Annotated in this window: 21 protein-coding genes; 10 read left to right on the top strand and 11 right to left on the bottom strand. The window is 61.6% G+C overall.

From position 1 onward, the window contains the following. The first annotated feature begins 1 nt into the window (after window position 1). The 3 genes from V5N13_RS09330 to V5N13_RS09320 all read left to right on the top strand — a co-directional run bounded on the left by V5N13_RS09330 (window position 2) and on the right by V5N13_RS09320 (window position 1,611). The gene (locus V5N13_RS09330) at window positions 2-394 is read left to right on the top strand and encodes a hypothetical protein (RefSeq protein WP_336360539.1); all 393 of its coding nucleotides are present in this window, start codon (window positions 2-4) and stop codon (window positions 392-394) included. A gap of 25 nt (window positions 395-419) precedes the next feature. Next, the gene (locus V5N13_RS09325) at window positions 420-1,151 is read left to right on the top strand and encodes a GNAT family N-acetyltransferase (protein WP_336360538.1); all 732 of its coding nucleotides are present in this window, start codon (window positions 420-422) and stop codon (window positions 1,149-1,151) included. Between the two features lie 124 nt (window positions 1,152-1,275). Further along, on the top strand, window positions 1,276-1,611 hold the full coding sequence (locus tag V5N13_RS09320; RefSeq protein WP_332897631.1) for a 4Fe-4S dicluster domain-containing protein: 336 nt from the start codon (window positions 1,276-1,278) through the stop codon (window positions 1,609-1,611). Between the two features lie 14 nt (window positions 1,612-1,625). On the opposite strand, the gene V5N13_RS09315 is transcribed toward V5N13_RS09320, so the two are convergent. Both V5N13_RS09315 and V5N13_RS09310 read right to left on the bottom strand, forming a co-directional pair. After that, entirely contained in the window at window positions 1,626-1,781 is a 156-nt protein-coding gene (locus V5N13_RS09315) for a DUF6757 family protein (RefSeq protein ID WP_332897630.1), read from the bottom strand. 7 nt (window positions 1,782-1,788) lie between these two features. After that, window positions 1,789-2,598 (bottom strand): PHP domain-containing protein, encoded by an 810-nt coding sequence (locus V5N13_RS09310; RefSeq protein ID WP_336360537.1) that lies wholly within the window; start codon window positions 2,596-2,598, stop codon window positions 1,789-1,791. Between the two features lie 132 nt (window positions 2,599-2,730). Here V5N13_RS09310 and V5N13_RS09305 point away from each other — a divergent pair, with 132 nt between their 5' ends. After that, a complete protein-coding gene (locus tag V5N13_RS09305) occupies window positions 2,731-3,021 on the top strand; it encodes a DUF5789 family protein (RefSeq protein ID WP_336360536.1) in 291 nt (96 codons plus the stop codon). Here the strand turns inward: V5N13_RS09305 and V5N13_RS09300 are convergent. Next, window positions 3,018-4,019 carry a DUF5784 family protein gene (locus V5N13_RS09300; protein WP_336360535.1) on the bottom strand — a complete coding sequence of 334 codons (1,002 nt, stop codon included), beginning with the start codon at window positions 4,017-4,019 and terminating at the stop codon, window positions 3,018-3,020. The genes V5N13_RS09305 and V5N13_RS09300 overlap by 4 nt on opposite strands. Window positions 4,020-4,151: 132 nt before the next feature. Here V5N13_RS09300 and V5N13_RS09295 point away from each other — a divergent pair, with 132 nt between their 5' ends. Beyond that, the gene (locus V5N13_RS09295) at window positions 4,152-4,328 is read left to right on the top strand and encodes a DUF5786 family protein (protein WP_332900065.1); all 177 of its coding nucleotides are present in this window, start codon (window positions 4,152-4,154) and stop codon (window positions 4,326-4,328) included. Here V5N13_RS09295 and V5N13_RS09290 read toward each other — a convergent pair. From V5N13_RS09290 to V5N13_RS09275, 4 genes are read right to left on the bottom strand one after another with little or no spacing between them, the layout of a single operon-like run. Continuing rightward, entirely contained in the window at window positions 4,306-5,028 is a 723-nt protein-coding gene (locus V5N13_RS09290) for a DUF7530 family protein (RefSeq protein ID WP_336360534.1), read from the bottom strand. The genes V5N13_RS09295 and V5N13_RS09290 overlap by 23 nt on opposite strands. After that, window positions 5,021-5,926, bottom strand: coding sequence for an NAD(P)H-binding protein (locus tag V5N13_RS09285; protein WP_332897625.1), 906 nt, complete (start codon window positions 5,924-5,926; stop codon window positions 5,021-5,023). Before V5N13_RS09285 ends, V5N13_RS09290 begins: the two co-directional genes overlap by 8 nt. A gap of 25 nt (window positions 5,927-5,951) precedes the next feature. Continuing rightward, window positions 5,952-6,824, bottom strand: a complete 873-nt coding sequence (locus V5N13_RS09280) for a YkgJ family cysteine cluster protein (protein ID WP_336360533.1) — start codon at window positions 6,822-6,824, stop codon at window positions 5,952-5,954. 39 nt (window positions 6,825-6,863) lie between these two features. Next, window positions 6,864-8,804: a beta-propeller domain-containing protein gene (locus tag V5N13_RS09275; RefSeq protein WP_336360532.1), complete on the bottom strand. Its 1,941-nt coding sequence runs from the start codon at window positions 8,802-8,804 to the stop codon at window positions 6,864-6,866. Window positions 8,805-9,010: 206 nt separating this feature from the next. Here V5N13_RS09275 and V5N13_RS09270 point away from each other — a divergent pair, with 206 nt between their 5' ends. Both V5N13_RS09270 and V5N13_RS09265 read left to right on the top strand, forming a co-directional pair. Continuing rightward, on the top strand, window positions 9,011-9,208 hold the full coding sequence (locus tag V5N13_RS09270) for a DUF7561 family protein (RefSeq protein ID WP_332897622.1): 198 nt from the start codon (window positions 9,011-9,013) through the stop codon (window positions 9,206-9,208). A 43-nt stretch (window positions 9,209-9,251) separates the two neighbouring features. Next, window positions 9,252-11,075, top strand: coding sequence for an ATP-dependent DNA helicase (locus tag V5N13_RS09265; protein WP_336360531.1), 1,824 nt, complete (start codon window positions 9,252-9,254; stop codon window positions 11,073-11,075). On the opposite strand, the gene V5N13_RS09260 is transcribed toward V5N13_RS09265, so the two are convergent. Then, complete coding sequence (locus V5N13_RS09260; RefSeq protein WP_336360530.1) at window positions 11,076-12,077, bottom strand: class I SAM-dependent methyltransferase; 1,002 nt, start codon at window positions 12,075-12,077, stop codon at window positions 11,076-11,078. It lies immediately after the preceding gene. Further along, a complete protein-coding gene (locus V5N13_RS09255; protein WP_336360529.1) occupies window positions 12,070-13,179 on the bottom strand; it encodes a 60S ribosomal export protein NMD3 in 1,110 nt (369 codons plus the stop codon). Before V5N13_RS09255 ends, V5N13_RS09260 begins: the two co-directional genes overlap by 8 nt. Before the next feature lie 107 nt (window positions 13,180-13,286). On the opposite strand from V5N13_RS09255, the gene htpX reads away from it, so the two are divergent. From htpX to radA, 3 genes are all read left to right on the top strand, one after another. After that, on the top strand, window positions 13,287-14,168 hold the full coding sequence (htpX, locus tag V5N13_RS09250) for a zinc metalloprotease HtpX (RefSeq protein ID WP_336360528.1): 882 nt from the start codon (window positions 13,287-13,289) through the stop codon (window positions 14,166-14,168). Then, entirely contained in the window at window positions 14,169-14,774 is a 606-nt protein-coding gene (pspAB, locus tag V5N13_RS09245) for a PspA-associated protein PspAB (protein ID WP_336360527.1), read from the top strand. Window positions 14,775-14,898: 124 nt separating this feature from the next. Then, window positions 14,899-15,933: a DNA repair and recombination protein RadA gene (gene radA, locus V5N13_RS09240; protein WP_332897616.1), complete on the top strand. Its 1,035-nt coding sequence runs from the start codon at window positions 14,899-14,901 to the stop codon at window positions 15,931-15,933. Between the two features lie 68 nt (window positions 15,934-16,001). On the opposite strand, the gene V5N13_RS09235 is transcribed toward radA, so the two are convergent. Both V5N13_RS09235 and V5N13_RS09230 read right to left on the bottom strand, forming a co-directional pair. Further along, the gene (locus V5N13_RS09235) at window positions 16,002-16,421 is read right to left on the bottom strand and encodes an iron-sulfur cluster assembly scaffold protein (RefSeq protein WP_336360526.1); all 420 of its coding nucleotides are present in this window, start codon (window positions 16,419-16,421) and stop codon (window positions 16,002-16,004) included. A gap of 489 nt (window positions 16,422-16,910) precedes the next feature. Further along, the gene (locus V5N13_RS09230) at window positions 16,911-18,164 is read right to left on the bottom strand and encodes an aminotransferase class V-fold PLP-dependent enzyme (RefSeq protein ID WP_336360525.1); all 1,254 of its coding nucleotides are present in this window, start codon (window positions 18,162-18,164) and stop codon (window positions 16,911-16,913) included. Between the last annotated feature and the right edge of the window lie 121 nt (window positions 18,165-18,285).

Genomic DNA, 18,285 nt, shown 5'->3' with positions numbered 1-18,285 from the left:
GATGTCCCACTCGCCGTACTGGGAGCGCATCTCGTCGCTCGCAGAGCGGGCACAAGCAGACCGCGAGCAGTCGACACTCGCACGCGGCGAGGCGGCCGACGAGCGGGCGCTAACCTACCTCCGCGACGGAGTCGGCCAAGTCGCGCTCGTCTACATCGAGGCGCGCACCGGCGACGAGCAGGTGCGCTTTTCCACAGTCGAGTTCTCGCTGCTCGAACGCGCGCTGAACGACTGGCTCGACTGCTATGCCCACTGCTACGGCGTCGAGTTGAACGCCGAGTTCACCGTCCGCGAGGTCGCAGAGCTACTCCTGAAAACGGACAACATCCGCGACACGGCACAACTGCTCACCGGCGTGCCAACCAGACGGTCAACAATCACGAAAAACTATTAGGGAAGACGGCGTGGTAAGGCTTGTCATGAAACTCTCTGACAAGCTCGAGTTCGGCCACGAAGACCGACGTCTCATCTACGAATACATCGAGAGCCACGGGGCGGTGACGCCAAAAGAGCTAGAGCGAACGCTCCGCGTTGACCCGAGCGGCCTCAAACACCACATTGCGATTCTCAAACGCGACGGTCTCATCGAAGTCGCAGACGACAAGCTGCTCGTCTCCATCGAGGCCGGGGCAGAAGAGGAGTTCACCGACGAGGGCGTCGATTACACCATCCGCCCCGCCCGGCAAGAAGACCTCACGGGGCTGGTGGGCGCGATTCGCCAGGTTTCAGAGGAGAAAACCTACATCGTTGGTGAGTCGGTCGCGGACGTCATCGATCACGAAGAGGTGTTGCTCCGGCACAACGAGTTGGAGTCGCGTATGTTCTTCGTCGCGTGCGTGAACCGAGAGGTCGTCGGCTGGGTGCATCTGAGCGCGCCTGAGTTAGAAAAACTCGGTCACACCGCGGAGTTGACCGTCGGCGTCATCGACGAGTACCGGGGCCACGGCATCGGGAGCCATCTCCTGCACCGCGGGCTCGAATGGGCCAAGGAAAACGGCTTCGAGAAAATCTACAACTCGGTGCCGTCTACGAACACCGACGCAATCCAGTTCCTCGAATCCCACGACTGGGAAATCGAGGCGACGCGCGCGAAACACTACAAGCTCGGTGAGACGTACATCGATGAAGTGATGATGGCCGTGCGGCTCTGACGGCGGTTGTGAGAGAGTTTTTCACGGTGAAGAAGCGAGCGAACGCGCCGAAAATCGCCCGAAAGCGACACGCCTCGCTAGCTATTAACATGGTTTTAAGTGGGTTGCCGACATTCACCTCAGCATGGCAATTGACCCACAGTTCCACGAAAACCGCGAGGTAGTGGACGAACACAACGGCCACGACGTGTGGGGTCCCGTCGACGAACCCGAAGTACTCGGTATCCACGGAACCCACGTCGCAGTTGATTTTGACATCTGTATCGAAGACGGCGCGTGTCTCGAAGACTGCCCCGTAGACGTGTTCGAATGGGTAGACACCCCCGGCCACCCCGAAAGCGAGCGGAAGGCAGACCCGGCTAAAGAAGCCCAGTGTATCGACTGCATGCTCTGTGTAGACGTGTGCCCGGTCGATGCAATCGACGTGGACGCCGGCCGACAGGCCGGTGGCGGCTGGTAACGAAAAAGCGAATTTTACTTCGTATCGAGTCCGTCCGGGAGCGTGCCGAACGCCTGCGCGTCTGCGAGTTCCCGCATTCGCTCGCGGAGATGCTGTTCACAGAGCCCGACCTTCATGTGGTCTTTTTCCACGGCGAAGGCAGCCTCTCGGTCGCAGTAGTGACAGCGCATACAATGACTACGCTTCTCTAGCAGTTGAAGGCTCCGACCCCGACAAGCGTTGACAAAAGCGGTCGAGCTCCGTCCCTGAGAGGGTCTCCTTCCCGAGTACGTCGATGTGCGCGTCGCTGCCGCCGGTCACGAGGAGGTCATGCTCTTCGACTGCCTCCCAGACGAGCGCGTCGTCTACGGGGCGGTCGTAGGGATAGTATGCCTCGATGGCGTCGAGTGAGACAGCGAGGTCGAGGGCTTTCTCGGGGTGTGGGTACCGGAACGGGTGGGCGAGGCTGACGACGGCGCAGGCGTCCGTGAGCAGTTTCGCGCCGTCGTCGAAGGAGGGAATGGCCGCCCGGCGGACGAAACACGGCCCGTCGTCGCCGATGAGTTCGTCGAAGGCGTCCTGATAGGCGTACGGTGCCTCACTCGCCTCGATGGCGCGGGCGATGTGCGGGCGGCCAACGCCCGATTTATACTCGATGTCGAGGGAGACGCCGAGGCGGGCTTCAACGGCCGCGACGATTGCGCGCGCCCGTTCGAGGCGGTTTTGCTGGATGCGGTCGAGCGTCGAGACGAGGGAATCGGTCGGCGTGACGGCGTAGCCAAGCAGGTCGATGTCGAAGCTTCCGGCGTCAACGCGCAGTTCGATGCCACGGATGAACGTGATGTCCTCGTGGCTCGTCACGGGCGCAGCGAGGCCGGGGTGGATGAGGTCGTGGTCGGTGATGGCCACCACGTCGAGTTCCGCGAGCGTCGCCGCCCGCGGCACGTCGGAGAGCGCCATCGTGCCGTCAGACGCCGTTGTGTGTACGTGGAGGTCTGCAACCGGCATAGAAAACCCCACGCAGGGAGGGAGGATACCCCTTCGGGTGGACGCATGTCAGTAATATTTCCTTAAAGACCATTAAGAATCAATAGTCATACATGGACAACAGTTATAATTATTCTTCATGCACGATTGGGTATGAGACTCAACAACGGCGCAAGCGAACTCATCGAAGCCCAGACCTACCCAACAACCTCCGGCGACTTCGTCGAGCAGTACGGCGACGAGGAAATCCAGCTCGCAAACGGCGCAGAGACGTTCGGTGAGGTGTTCGGCCTGTACGAAGCCGACGAAACCTTCACCGACGCAGAGGACGCAAAGCTCGCGGCGTTCCAGGCAGTGAGCCACAAGGGCGTTGGGCGGCGCTACTACTCTGATCGTGAATCGTTCGACATCGGTGAAAACAGTCCGGAGGCCGTCTCCTTCTAGGCCCAGTCGATTACGCCGTCGAGTGAGAGCGGCACAGCCCCTTTTTTGTAGCCACTGAACGAGCCGTCGGGTCGTGCTCTAAACACGACGGCTGGTTCGTGGTGGACGTTCGGTTGCTCGCCAGCGACGGCGTTCCACTCGTCGTCACGAAACGAGGTGCAGTCAACGAACAGGACGGCGTCGTGGTGTTCGCTGAGTTGGCCGTTCGTCTTCGTCGCCGCGGTGTCCCTGACCGCCGCGGTTGGCGTGTTCGCCACGCGTTTGGTCGGCGGACGCGGGCGGGTGACCTCAACGATGACATCCTCGGTGCCTTTGAGGGCGCGAAAGTCGAGGGTGTGTCCGGTGTGAACGTCGATTTCTGGCACCAACTCGTAGCCCGCGTCGATAAGGAGGCGGGCGGCGTTGAACTCGCCCATCGTCGCGTCCATGCGCGTCTGGTCGAGGCGGGCGCTCGTCCCGAGTTTCGACGCCATCGTATAGCGGTACTCGTCGAGCAAGCCGGTGTCCAAGAGGTCTTCGTAGAACTGGATGGCCTCGTCGCGGTCTGCGTCCGGGAACCCAGAAGCGTGGTCGTAAAAGTACCGACGGGTAGTCTCGCGGCCGTCTTTCGAGAAGAACACGGGGAGGAAGAACCACGCGACGTGGTCGTAGCTTGCGAGCCACGGGTCCGTGTCTTTGAGGTCGGCCAAGAGTTCGCGCTGTGCCCACCGCGCGACGGGGTAGGGTACTTCGTCAAAGGAGTACTTGTCCGTCCGCCAGAGCGTACTCGGGGTTTGTGTGTTCCCAAGCCAGTAGGCCTCGCTGTCGTTCCAACAAAAGAGCGCGAAGTCGCCGTTGTCCATCGTGAACCGGCGCGCGTCGTAGCCGCCGGGTGGTTTGAACCACGGCCCAGACATGGTCGCGCCGATGGTGTCGTCGAGTTCCGAAAGCAGTGCCCGGCGCACCCGCTTTTCGGACCACTGCTGGGGTGAACGCCGGAAGCGAAGCGGACCTGCCACAGGTGGTCAGACGGGGCGGAGGTGCATACGGGTTACGAACAACTGACTGGTCATCGAATTGGCGTGTTTCAGCAAAAAGACAAGTACCGATACATTGATAGTGAAAAACCTGCAAGTATGAGTGTATTTCGCATGTCAATGGGTGCCTATGACGAACAGGAACACATGCGCCGCGAAGAGAAAACTAGCCGTGTCAACGCAGACAACCCAGACGACACACGCCTTCGGTACGAGGGTAAAGTCGAATACGACTCCGGCGACTCCGCTGCGGCGTTGCTCGAACAGTTCAAGAAGATGAAACAACAGTAACGCTTCTGTTTTTCCGCAGTAACAAAAGCGAGAGTCCAGTGACGACCACCATCGCCACGACGTGGCCAAGGAGCGCCGCGGCGAGCACTGGTTGGCCAGCCACAAACGGGACGAGCGCGAGTTGTAACAGCCCGAACGCGAGCGTCTCTCCGTCGGCGCGAGACAGCGCACGCGCCTGGTCTGGGGGGAACTCGTACGTCCACGACCGCCAGAGTGCGGTGACGCTCGCCCACCAGCCCGTGCCGATGCGATAGCAGAGGTCCCAGCAGACGAGCAACAGCAGGTACACCCCGAGCATGGGCGGCGACTCGCCCAGCAGTTGAGTCACCAACGGCTCTGTGCCCGTGTCGAAGGTGAACAGGTAGGTGACCAAGGCGACGAAGGCGAGCACCGCGAGGACGACTTCGACGTTCGGGCCAAAGAGCAGTCGCCGGTAGGTTCGCGGGGCGTCTGCGGTGCGAATCCGGTTCGCAATCCGGCTCATGGCAAGACTGCCGACCGCCGCAACCACGATGGCAGTCGTCCCCGCCGGGACGGCGTTCCAGCGCCCAGAGAGCGCCGCGACGACGAGCAAGCCACCCTCGAAGAGGACGAACTGGACGAGCGCAGAGCGCCACGGCGAGAGGCTGACGCCGGGCAGCGCGCCGACGATGCTCTCGTACACCCATGCGTCGCCGTACGTTGACGGCTGCTCACCCATCGATGACCTCGACGGTACCTGCGCCGAGGGCTTTTCTCACGGCGTCGTCGAACGGGATTCCGGGGACTGAAATCAGGCCTTCGATGCGGTGGTCGGTGACGACGACCGTGTTTTTCATGCCGTGAATCAACGGGTGGGCGACGCTCGAAGGGACATCCGTCACCAAATCGAGCCAGTACGCAGAGAGCGTCGGCGTGAGCACCGGCACTTGGATGATGGTCAGGTCGTGGCCCTGAATCTCGGCGGTGCGTTCTAACACCTCGCGGTAGGTGAGCACGTCCGGGCCGCCGATTTCGTAGGTTTCCCCCGCGGTTTCGGGGACGGAAAGGACGCCCACGAGGTAGGCAATCACGTCGTCTACGTCGATGGGCTGGCACTTCGTGTTCACCCAGCGTGGGGTGACCATCACCGGCAGGCGGTCTGCGAGCTGGCGCACCATCTCGAAACTCGCACTCCCGTCACCGATAATGATGGCCGCCCGGAGCGTCGTCAAGTCGTAGGCACCCTCTCTGAGGACGAGTTCGACCTCGCGGCGCGACCGGAGGTGGTCTGAGAGGTGGTCGCGGTCTTCACCAAGGCCGCCGAGATAGATGACGCGCGAGACGCCCGCCCGGCTCGCGGCGCGCTCGAAGTTGTGGGCTGCCCGGCGGTCGCGTTCGCGGAAGTCGTCGCCCGCGCCCATCGAGTGGACGAGGTAGTAGGCGGCGTCTACGTCTTCGACGGCAGCGTCTACGCCCCACGGGTCGAGTAAGTCCCCCGAGAAGACCGAGACGCCTGTGGGGGCGTCGTAGCTCGCGGCATCCCGGACGAGAACGCGCACGTCGTGGCCAGCATCGAGCAACGCAGGAACCAACCGACGGCCAACGAATCCCGTCGCGCCGGTGACCAGAATGTTCATACCGCTAAGAAGTCTCGCAGACGGCTTAATTGTCTGTGTCCCACCCGGCGGTTTCGGGTGCGCCTCGTGCGAGTTCGATGGCACCCGCGAGACCGGGAGGCGCAGGCGTCCCGAGTTCACCAGCCCGGGCTGTCCACTCAGCGATTGCCTGCCCGACCCACGAATCGGCGCCCACCACCTGCTCGCGGGCGGAGGCGTACTTCGCCTCGTTTATCGCCGTCGTGCCGGGGCTCGAAGCGGCGGCGACGGCAATAAATTCGGCGCGATCTTCGTCGGTCGCCTCGCGGGCGGCGAGCCGGGAGACAATTCCCGACAGTCGGTCGGGGTCGGGGTGGACGAACACCTTCTCACCGATGGCGTGACGGCCGAACAGGGGGCGGGCGTCGGTCGGCGTCCGGTCGAGCAGGCGCTCGCCGCCAAACAGTTCTTCGACGCGCTCACACTCGGTTTCGTAGTCGAGCGAGAGGTTGTAGCCAGGATACACCGCGCACTCCTCGGGGTAGAGGTCGCTCGCGTGGATGCGACACTGGAGCGTTTCGGGGTCGAGAAACGCACACGTCGGGAGCCACGTCGGGTCGGTGTCGAAGGGAGCGACCGGCTTCGGCGGTTTGCGAAGCCCGACGAAAAACGCCGGGCCACCCTCTATTGCGGCAAGCGTGATGCCGTCGACCGTGACCCGGGAGTCGGCGACGTTGTCGTCCTGAAAGAGCCGGGGGACGAGCGCGTCACCGTAGCCCGCGTCGAGAAAGCGCCGCACCTCTTCGCGGCGGAGCGGAACGAGATTGTACACGTCATCGAGCGGTTGGCGCGGGCCGCGTCGCTCGTGGTCGAGCGTCGTCGGAGAGAGCGCGCGCCAGTCGATACAGCAGCCAGCGCAGCCCTCGCAGTTCACGCGCATAGCGTGACCCACGATACCACGGGGTAAAAAGAAACGCCGTCAGCGCAGCGAGATGCGGTTGACTTCGTCCCACGTCGTCTCATCGAGTACCACAATCTCCGTCGAGCCGATGATGTAGAGGTGGTCGTTGATGTAGACGGCGCGCTGTGGGTTGTCGATGTTCACCGACTTCTCGATGGAGAGGCCGTCTTCGTAGGCGACGATGTGGCCCTGCTCCACGCCGGGGAGGAAGAACACGCCGTGTTTCGCGTCGAGGAGGAACGCGTGGTGGCTCTGCTGGATGGCAGACCAGCGGTCATCGAGCTTCAGGTCGTCTTCGATGGTTGGGTTCGTTGGGTCAGAGACGTCGAACATGACGGCCTTCACCGAGCCGTTATCTTGGCCAATGCCGAGGACGCGGTCGTCACCGACTGGGTGGAGGTACGACGAGAAGCCGGGCAGCTTCAGTTCGCCTTCGAGGGTCGGGTTGGTCGGGTCAGAGAGGTCTAAGACGTGGAACGGGTCGATTTGGCGGAAGGTGACGACGTAGCCGCGGTCACCGTCGAAGCGGACGCCGAAGATGCGCTCGTTTTCGCCCATGTCTTTGACCGAGCCAATCGTCGAGAGCGACTCGTCTAAGACGTACACGTCATTCACCGACTGGGCTTGCGCGCCGAGGAACCATGGCGCGGAGATGGTCGTGGCGATGCGGAGGTTGCCCTCGTGTTCGTCCATCGAGAACTGGTTGAGCGGCGTGCCGGGAACCGCACCCGTCGCGGTTACCTCAAAGCCGTCTTCGACGGCGACTTTCACGATGCTCGTGGTGATGAACTCGCGTTGGTGTTTCTCGACGTAGTTCTGAGCGCGCTGTTCGAGCTGTTTGGCGAGCCGTTCGCGTTCCTGCTGGGAGAGCGAGGCGTACCACTGCTGGAGAATGGCCTGCACCTCGACCGTGCGTGCTTGATCTGAAAGGTCGTAGCCTTCGAGGCGCTCTAAGCGGTCGACCGTCTGCTGGTCGAGCAGGTCGCGGGCGTCCGTGAGCAGGAAGTCGAGCATGATGTCGCCTTGACTTGGGTACTCGGAGTAGGTGAGGTAGATGCCGGTCTCGGACATTGTGACGACGGAGGCGTAGCCGCCGACAAAGGCGAGTTGGTCGGTCACGTCACCGGACTCTGGGTCGACGGCCATCGCGGTGTAGGTGAGTGAGGTCGGAACTGGCTCAGACGGGTGGAGGATATCCGTACACCGGACGGACACGCCAGCGAGGGGTTCAATCGGGCAGGGTTCGCCGTAGTTGATGTTCTGCTGGACGACGAGGTACACCGTGCCGTTCATCAAGCGGGCGGTGTGGACGTAGCCGTTCACCTGTTTCTCCCACGACTGGCGTGGGTTTTCGGGGTCGGATACGTCGTAGGCAGTGATGCGGTCGCCACCGAGGACGAGCAGTGTGTCGTTCGCGAGCAGGAGTTCGCCGGAGGCGTCAATTTTCGAGACCAAGTCCGCTTGTTCTGGCGGGAGTGCGCTCACGACGTTCGTCTCCGGTTCCTTGTACGAGCCGTCGTCTGCGCGTTCGTAATAGTAGTAGTACTGGCCTTGGCTCACGAACAGGTGCGTCCCGTCGGTTTTCACGATGTCTGGTTCGTCAATGCCGACGATTTGGACGTTCGTGCCAGAGAAGCGGTCAGGCTGTGAAACGCCGGCGTCGCCGCCTTGACTCGTGGTGGACGACGGCGCGCCCTCTGCACCGTCTGCGCTGGCTTCTTCGACGGCCACGTCGCCGCCAAAGCCGCCGTAGCTACTGCTCCGGGCGCGTCCGGCTTCGAGATACTGCTGGAAGGCGGCTTGCGACTCGAAGCGTTCGAGCGCGGCAGGCGTCGGGTCTGGATTCGGGGTGTCCCCCGGACGGTCAAGTGCGGGTAACATCGCACCGACGAGCACCCCCGTCGTGACGAGTATCACGAGCGAGAGCGTTACGATGCGAAACGGCGTTAGGCGAACCATGATAGTCTCTCTGAGCGAACTGCTCAGGATGTAGTAAGGTGAGAGAGTCAAATAGCGATTGCCTAACATCAAATACTGGTTTGAGTTATCGTGCCGGGAGTCGGTTTTGGCCGCAACGTGTCGGTTTTCTCGAAAAATTGAGCCGAGGGGGCGAGAGTGGACCGCAGTCGGGATATTGCTTTACCCATGGAGCGAGTCAATGGGGTATGGCACGACGGTCGTGTGAGGCGTGCGGGCGCAAAGTCAAGATAGCTGGCGGCATTGGCGACCTCTGGTCGTTCGATTACGGGCCGTCAGACGGGATGACGCTCGAATACGAAGACGGCCGCGAGTATTTCCTCTGTTTTGAGTGTATCGAGCAGCTCCCGGCGGCTGCCACCCCAGAGGACGTAGAGGCGCTCTAGTGGGTTCGGTGGTATTTTCCCCGCGCGGGCAGAGCGTTCTACCGTGAACCCGGAGCGCATTTTAGACGAGTTTCCCGCACCGTCCTTTCGCGGTGCCCAGAAGCAGGCGCTCCTCGACATCAAGCAGGCCTACGAAGCGGGCAACGACGTGGTGCTCGTGCGCGCACCCACGGGCAGTGGGAAGTCGCTACTCGCCCGTGCCATCGCCGGATGCGCACGTAAACCCGGAGAGGGCGACCCGACTAGACCCATTGGGGCGTACTACACCACCCCGCAGGTGTCGCAGCTAGACGACGTGGCAGGCGACGCGCTGCTCGAAGATTTACAGATTATCAGGGGCAAGGGTAACTACAAGTGCATCCTGCCGGGCGAATCGACCACGCCCGTCAATCAAGCGCCCTGCGCCCGCGAGAAGGGGTTTGACTGCAACGTCAAACACCGGTGTCCGTACTTTTCTGACCGCGCTATCGCGGCGAACCGCTCGATTGCGGCGATGACGCTCGCTTACTTCATGCAAACGGCGGGCACCGAAGCGTTCGGCCAGCGCGACGTGGTCGTGATAGACGAAGCCCACGGCCTCGCGGAGTGGGCGGAGATGTACGCGACCATTGACCTCCAGCCGCGAACGGTCCCGGTCTGGGAGCACCTGAAGGTCCCCGAGATAGACGGCCTCGACCGCGCCGTCCAGTTCGCAGACGGCGTCAAAGACATCTGCACCCGCCGGAAGGACGAACTCATCCGCAAAATCGAACTCTCGCCCGCCGAAGTCGCAGAGCGCGACCGGCTGCAAAAACTCATCTCTGACCTCAAATGGTTCGTCGAAGACTACCGGAACCCCGAGAGTCCAACGACGTGGGTCGTAGACCAACCGGACGGCGAGGGTGGTGGCGTCACCGTGAAACCGATGAATCCGGAGCGGTATCTGCGCCACACCGTCTGGGACAGAGGCACCAAGTTTGCACTCCTCTCTGCGACGATTCTCAACCGCGAGGCGTTCTGTCGGCAGGTCGGCCTCGATCCGAACAAAGTCGCGCTCGTGGACGTACCCCACACGTTCCCGCTCGAAAACCGGCGGCTCTACGACGTGACCCAGGGGAAGATGACCTACGAACACCGGGAGCAAACGCTCCCGAAAATCGCCCGCCTCATCGTCCAGTTGATGCAAAAACACCCCGACGAGAAGGGTATCGTCCACGCCCACTCGTACGCGATTCAAGCCGAATTGAAGCGAATGCTTGGGGAGTTCGGCGTCGGCGGGCGCGTGCAGGCACACAGCCGTGAGAACCGTAACGAGGACTTGGAAATCTGGAAGGCAACGGACGACCCCGACGTGTTCCTCTCGGTCAAGATGGAGGAGGCGCTCGACCTGAAAGGTGACCTCGCGCGCTGGCAGGTGCTCTGTAAAGCGCCGTATCTGAACACCGCAGACTCACGGGTGGCCCGTCGCCTCGAAGAGGGCCAGTGGGCGTGGTACCACCGCGCCGCCCTCCGAACCGTGATTCAGGGCTGTGGCCGGGTGGTCAGAGCACCGGACGACTACGGCGCGACGTACCTCGCGGATTCGAGTTTACTCGACCTGTTCGAGCGCGCCGAACCGGACATGCCGCCGTGGTTCAAAGAGCAGGTGGATGCGATGAGCGTGCCCGACCTGCCCGAGTTCGACGGGAAAGCCGCCGCGGGCGAGAAGTTCGGCAGCCCCTCGCGGCAGGCAAAACGGCCACCGACGCGCACCTCGACGCAGTCGTCCGGGTCGTCATCGGGGTCGTCCACATCCTCGGCTGCCGGTGGCTCCCGCTCGCGGCGAAAGGGTGACTCGAAAAACAAATCGTTCGAAGACCACCCCCTCTCCGATATCTGGAGCGAGTAGTCAGTCGATTCGCGCGTCCACGACGACGTGCCAGACGCCCTCGCTGTGACTCTTTACTTTGCGCGTGTCGAGGACTTCGACCGAGCGGCCAGCCTCCGCTGCGGCCGCCGTGAGCCGGTCGAGCGGTCGCTCCCAGAGCAGTTTCTCGGGCGTCGTCGCGTGCATGTGGAGCGTCCCCCCAGGTTCGAGCGCGGCGAACGCCGAGTCCAGATACTCGTGGGCGTCGTAGTAGCCCATCACGACGCGCTCTGCGGACACGTCAACGTCGCGGCAATCTGCGAGGATGGCGTCCACGCGGTCGGTCACGCCGTTGAGCATGGCGTTTTCTGCGAGGAATTTGAACGAGTTGGGGTTGCGTTCGGTGGCCGTGACGGACGCACCGGCGCGGGCCATCGGGAGGGTGAAGTAGCCGATTCCCGCGAACATGTCGAAGACGCGCTCGTCTTTTTCGACTACCTCGCCCATCCGAGCGCGTTCTGCCTGATTGCCCGGCGAGAACATGACCTGTGCGAGGTCGAGGGCGTATTTCGTGCCGTGTTCGGTGTGGACGGTTTCGGTGTCGCCGGTGCCCGCGAGGACGGTTCCAGAAGGTTCCCGGAGTTCACCAGAGATGCCTTCGCGCGCGAGGACAGTGTCCGCCTCGCCGTGGAGGGTGAGGAGCGCCTCGCCCACCTCTTCGGGGCGCGGCGTTTCGTCTGGAAGTTGGACGAGCACGACCGACCCGATGACCGCCCACGAAGTGGGAGCCAGTTCGAGTTCTGCGTCCGTCCAGCCTTGTGTGGCAAGAACGTCTTCGAGCGTGCGGGTGCGCCGCTCAGGACGTTCTTGACGAATCACGTCGAACACGGCGGTTTCGCTCGGCGCGGTGAGAATCGGAAGTTCGACGGTTTCGTCGTCGTGGGAGACGACTCTGCGCGAGGCGTCGTAGACGCCCTCAGCTTTGAGCGAGTCGATGGCGGCTTCCGCGTCGGGCTTTGCGACGAGCGCGGCGAGATTACGCATCGTCGGGGAGGATGTGGAGACCAGCGCGACTCTTGAGGACGGGCACCATCGTCGCGTCCGGGTCGAGATACGACGGTCGCGAGATGGTCTTTGACTCGAAGGTTTCGGGGTCTAACACCTGCACGGCGTGTTCGTCTTCGACGGTGACGAGCGTCGTCTCTTCTGCGTCATCCGCAGAACCGACTTTCTTCGCGCTCGCGGCCTCTTCGTCGCCGAAGGGCGCTTCGAACGGCTCACCCGTCGTGAGGCGAATCCCCTTCAGGTGTCCTTGGACGCTCTTTACGAGCACCGGCCCCGCGTCGTCGTCGGGGTCAATGACATCGCCGGGTGTGAAGGGCGGCAGGCGGACGGCGAAGGTGACGCGGTAGACGCCGTTGCCGTCTTCGTCCTCGGTGACGAGCGTCTCTGAGTCAGAGTAGGAGCCGCCGAACTCGTTGACCACTCGACGGGCGATTTTCATCCCGATTTTGTTGGTCGAGACCTTGACGTTGAGGCCGTCGTCGCTGCGTTTGGTCTCGGTGATAAACGCCTCGCGGTCGCCAGTTTCCTGCATGCCTGCGACGACTTCGTTTGCGATTTCCTCTGCGCGATTCATCTCCTCGGCAGTTGGCGTGCGATTGCGCCCGCGAATCTGAACGGTGCTCGCGTAGTAGCTGCCCGCAATTTTTCCACACCGAGAGCAGGTCTGGCGCGAGATTTTGACGGGCACCATCACTTCCTCTTCGACAGGCGTGTCGCGGATGACGCCCGTGAAATAACAGTGCATCCGGATGGTGTTCTGGTCTACCTGTTCGGGTTCGACCACCCAGTTTACGTCTTCGACGTCGATGTGGACCTGCAGGTGGCGCGAGACCTCCTCGATGGCGATGTCGGTGTAGTCGTCTGCGCCGACATCCACCCAGGCGCTCTTGCGGTGGAGCGCCCCGCAGTGGGCACAGACGAGCACCTCGATGCGGTCGGGCGCAGAGACGAACTCGAAGTTCTCGAAGTAACAGGCGTCACAGAGCTTCGCGTCCGGGTCCACTGGCTCACCCGGCCGTGGCTCCTCGGGTGGGGCCATCGTTTCCCCACAGCGTGGACAGAAGGCGCGCGAATCGGTCATTGGTAGCTCTACGCGGTTCAGGTGGTAAAAACGCCGCGTCCCAACGGCCAGAACTGTGCGTCAGTATAACAGGGAAGCTTTAGGTTGCGAGTCGCTTACGACCAGCCATGAATTGGAAGCCAGACTGGGGTCTGCGCGGGCGCATGGCACTCACCATGTTCCTGCTGTTTGCCCTCTACATCGTCTTCATCGGCGTGTTGACGCTGTACTTTGACAGCCTCATTCTCATCGTCATGATGATGGGCATTTTCATGTTCGCCCAGTTTTTCTTCAGCGACAAGTTGGCGCTCTATTCGATGGGCGCGAAAGTCGTAGACGAGGACGAATACCCCGAGTTACACGCCATGATTGGCCGCCTCGCCCAGCAGGCTGACCTGCCGAAACCGAAGGTCGCGGTCGCAAACTCGCGCGTGCCAAACGCGTTTGCAACCGGGCGTTCGCAAAAGAACTCGGCGGTGGCAGTCACCACGGGCATCATGCAGACGCTCGACCGCGATGAGTTAGAGGGTGTTCTGGCCCACGAACTCGCGCATATCAAAAATCGCGACGTGATGGTCATGACCATCGCCTCGTTCCTCTCGACGATTGCGTTCCTCATCGTCCGCTGGGGCTGGCTGTTCGGCGGTGGCGGGCGCAACCGCGACGGGGGCGGTGCGCCGGTTATCGTGGCCATCCTCGTCTCGCTCGTCGTCTGGGTGGTCTCGTTCCTGCTCATCCGTGCGCTCTCGCGCTACCGCGAGTACTCCGCAGACCGCGGCGGGGCCATCATCACGGGCCGGCCGTCGGCGCTCGCCTCCGCGCTGATGAAGATTTCGAGCGGGATGGAGCGCGTGCCGAAAGAAGACCTGCGCGAGCAGGCTGAGATGAACGCGTTCTTCATCATCCCGATAAAGAGCGGCTTCATCGGACGGATTGCGAGCACCCACCCACCGATGGAAAAGCGCATCGAGAAACTCCGCGAACTCGAACGCGAGATGGAACGCGCATAGATGGGTATCCTCGACACCATTCGGGAAGTCCTCGGGATGCGCGCCGAAGCCGATTCGATGCGCGCCGCAGACCCGGACGACCTGTTCGGCATGAGTACGGCGTATCTCACGATGGAAGCAGACCTCGGTTTCGAGCCGTCAGCGGAGGCCGCGCTCTGCTTTGCGGGCGTCGACAACACCGACTTCGCAGACACCGTCCGCGAGGTGGACGACATCCTCCACGCCGGGAAAGAAGAGACCGGGACGGACGTGTCGTTCCAGAAAGACGGTCACGGCTACGAGTGGGTGGTGCTCGAAGACGACGACCCAGAAGACCTCGTAACGAGCATCCACTTCGCCGCAGACACGTTCATCGAACGCGACTATGGCTCGCGCCTGCTCGCCGCGGTGTTCGGCTTCGAGAAAGACGGCCAATCGGCGTACTGGATTTACTCGTTCCGGCGCGGGACGTACTACCCGTTCGCGCCGAAGGGCAGCAAAGAACACGAATCGAGCGTGGAGTTCAAACTCGAAAGCGTCCTCGACGGCGAACTCGAACTCGAACCCCAGAAAGAGTTCTGGTACCCGCTCTGGCCGAGTTCGCCGGGTCGCCACCCGTGGGAATAGCAGCCTGAGTTTTCACGGAAATAGTTTTGCGTGGGAGTCGTGACCACCGGTTCACCACCCGGCAGTTTCACTTTCACCTTCCTGTTAACGAGGCTTTATACCCCTGTGAGAAAAAGGACGGAGTATGGCAAAAGACGTCGATCTTGAGAGTCTCCCTGGTGTCGGTCCGGCAACCGCAGACAAACTCATCGAAGCCGGGTTCGACACGTTCCAATCCATCGCAGTCGCGAGCCCCGGCGAACTGTCGAACACCGCAGACATCGGTGAGTCGACCGCCGCAGACATCATCAACGCCGCCCGCAAGACGGCGGACATCGGCGGCTTCGAGACCGGCTCCTCGGTGCTCGAACGACGCCAGAAGATTGGCAAACTCAGCTGGCTCGTCCCGGAGGTAGACGAACTGCTCGGCGGCGGCGTTGAGACCCAGTCGATCACCGAAGTGTACGGCGAGTTCGGTGCCGGGAAGTCCCAGATCACCCACCAGCTCTCGGTGAACGTCCAGCTCCCCCGCGAGTTTGGCGGGCTTGAGGGCAGCGCCATCTTCATCGACTCAGAGGACACCTTCCGCCCAGAGCGTATCGACGACATGGTTCGTGGCCTCGACGACGAAATCCTCGCCGCGTCGATGGAACGGCGCGAAATCGAGGGCAGTCCCGGCGACGACGAAGCCATGGAACTGCTCATCCAGGACTTCTTAGACCACATCCACGTCGCAAAGGCGTTCAACTCGAACCACCAGATGCTGCTCGCCCAGAAAGCAAAGGAGATTGCGAGCGACTCACAGGAAACCGACTGGCCGGTGCGCCTGCTCAGTGTGGACTCGCTGACCGCCCACTTCCGTGCTGAGTACGTCGGCCGTGGCCAACTCGCCCAGCGCCAGCAGAAACTCAACAAACACCTCCATGACCTGATGCGCGTTGGCGACCTCAACAACACCGCCGTGCTCGTGACCAATCAGGTCTCCTCGAACCCCGACTCGTTCTTCGGCGACCCAACCCAGCCAATCGGTGGGAACATCCTCGGCCACACCTCGACGTTCCGGATGTACCTGCGCAAGTCGAAGGGAACGAAGCGTATCGTCCGCCTCGTTGACGCTCCGAACCTCCCCGACGGCGAAGCCGTCATGCGCGTCGAAGGCGAAGGGCTGAAACCAGAGTAAGCGGTCTCGATTTTTCTCGGTGGCGTTGCGACCGTGGGTGAAAACTGAAAACGACTGCTTGCGTCGAGTTACTCTTCGGTGACGGTTTTATCGAGTTCTTTCTCACCGAAGTAAATTTCCGCACCGTCCTGGGCGACTTTCTCGGCGAGCACAGCGCACTTGATGCGCATCGGGCTGATGTCAACGCCGAGCATCTCGGTCATGTCGTCGCGGTCTAAGGCTTCGAGTTCGTCTACGGTCATTCCCGGCAGCTTCTGTGAGAGCAGACTGGCGCTTGCTTGACTGATGGCACAGCCGTCGCCGGTGAAGGCAACGCGGACGATCGTTTCTTCGTCCTCGTCTAAGACGACGTCCATACGAATCTCGTCACCACACAGTGGATTCTCGCCGACGTGCGTGAACGTCGGATTCTCCAATTTCCCGTAGTTACGCGGGTTTTTGTAGTGGTCGAGAATCTGCTGTCGGTACATGTCCGAACCCAGTCCCATATTGTCCTGAATATGAGAGTGCAGCCTAAAAGGATTCCGCAGCGGAAAACGTGCGTTCAGAAATAGTCTGAAAAAATATACATAAATATCTCAATAACCGATAGTGTGTGGAATAAAGTCTGATTACGGCAAATTCCACCTATCAAGAATGAGTGATTAGCAATAACTTTATTACCGATAACGTTCATTATATGATTGATACCAGAGATTCCGAGTTCTTGGAATGGGGTATCAACTGTGGGGGATTGGCGGGGGAAAATTGCAGCAAACTGCTGAGTCGTATGTTTCGGTTTCGTAACCGAATTCGCGTGGGGACGCGAATCAATACTATACAGCAAGGGGGTGGTTCACGGGGGTGAACCGCGGTGGCTCGTTGGGGGACGATTCACCGCACGCCCATGGGGGTGGGCGAGAAAACGAGGGGTGTCTGGGGGGGTTTCGTTCGCGGTTTTTACAAATTCGTAAAAAGCAGCCAGTGGAACGGTCCGATTAAATATCAGCAAACAGTTCGCGAGCGGCGTCCACCGCGTCTACGAGTGCGTCGATTTCCTCGCGCGTGTTGTAGAGATAGAACGATGCGCGAGCGGACGCGGAGATCCCAAGGCGGTCGTGGAGCGGCTGCGTACAGTGGTCGCCCGCGCGGATGGCCACGCCGTAGTCGTTGACGATGCTGGAGAGGTCGTGGGCGTGGACGCTGTCGAGCGTGAACGCGACGAGCCCGGAGCGGTCTTCACCGAGACCCGGCCCGTAGGTGGTTACGTCGTCGAACTCAGCGAACCGCGAGAGCGCGTACTCCGCAAGCTGGTGTTCGTGGGCCTGAATGTTGTCCATCCCGATGTCGTCTAAGTAGTCACACGCCTCAGCGAAGGCGATGCCCTCTGCGATGAGCGGCGTGCCCGCTTCGTACTTCCACGGCAGGTCGTTCCACGTCGACTCCTCGTAGGTGACCTTGCGAATCATCTCGCCGCCGTAAAGGAACGGCTCCATGTCTTCGAGGATGGCTTTCTTGCCGTAGAGGCCGCCTACGCCCGTCGGGCCGCACATCTTGTGGGCCGAAAAGGCGTAGAAGTCAACGCCCAAGTCTTTCACATCCACGCGGCGGTTCGGGACGGCCTGTGCGCCGTCTGCGAAGATGTAGGCGTCGTGGTCGTGGGCGAGTTGGGCGAGGTCGGAGATGGGGTTGACCGTCCCGAGCACGTTCGAGATGTGGACGGCGCTCACCATCTGGGTGTCGTCGTCTATGAGTTCGCGGGCGTGCTCCATATCGAGTTTCCCGTCCTCGGTGATACGGATGTAGCGCACCTCTGCGCCCGTTCGCTTGGCGATCTGCTGCCAGGTGACGAGCGAGGCGTGGTGTTCCATCTCCGTGAGCACGACGTTGTCACCCTCGCTTAATTCGTTCAAGCCCCACGCGTAGGCGACGAGGTTGATGCTCTCGGTCGTGTTCTTCGTGAAAATCATCTCCTCGCGGCCGTCTGCGCCGACGAACTCTGCAACGCGGTCGTGGGCCTGTTCGTAGGCGATGGAGGCTTCCTGACTCAGGTAGTGGATGCCCCGGTGGACGTTCGCGTTGTACCCCCGGTAGTAGTCCCCGAAGATGTCGATGACGCGGTTTGGCGTCTGACTGGTTGCGGCGTTGTCGAGATACACCAACGGCGTGTCGTCCCCGACGGTCCGCGAGAGAATCGGGAAATCCTCTCGCAACCGGGCGACGTCGAGTGGTGCTGACTCTTGGGTTCCCATTGGGTGAAGTATAGCAGTGGAGACTGAACTTTCCTTCGGTCGGCGCTTGCTTGTGCCAGAAAAACGGGCGAAAAGCGCCGCGAGACGGCGAGAAACACGAACAGAGAGATCATACCAGAGA

The organism is Haladaptatus sp. ZSTT2 (genome assembly GCF_037081775.1).
Classification (GTDB): Archaea; Halobacteriota; Halobacteria; order Halobacteriales; family Halococcaceae; genus QDMS2.
This window is presented reverse-complemented; position numbering and strand designations above follow the sequence as displayed.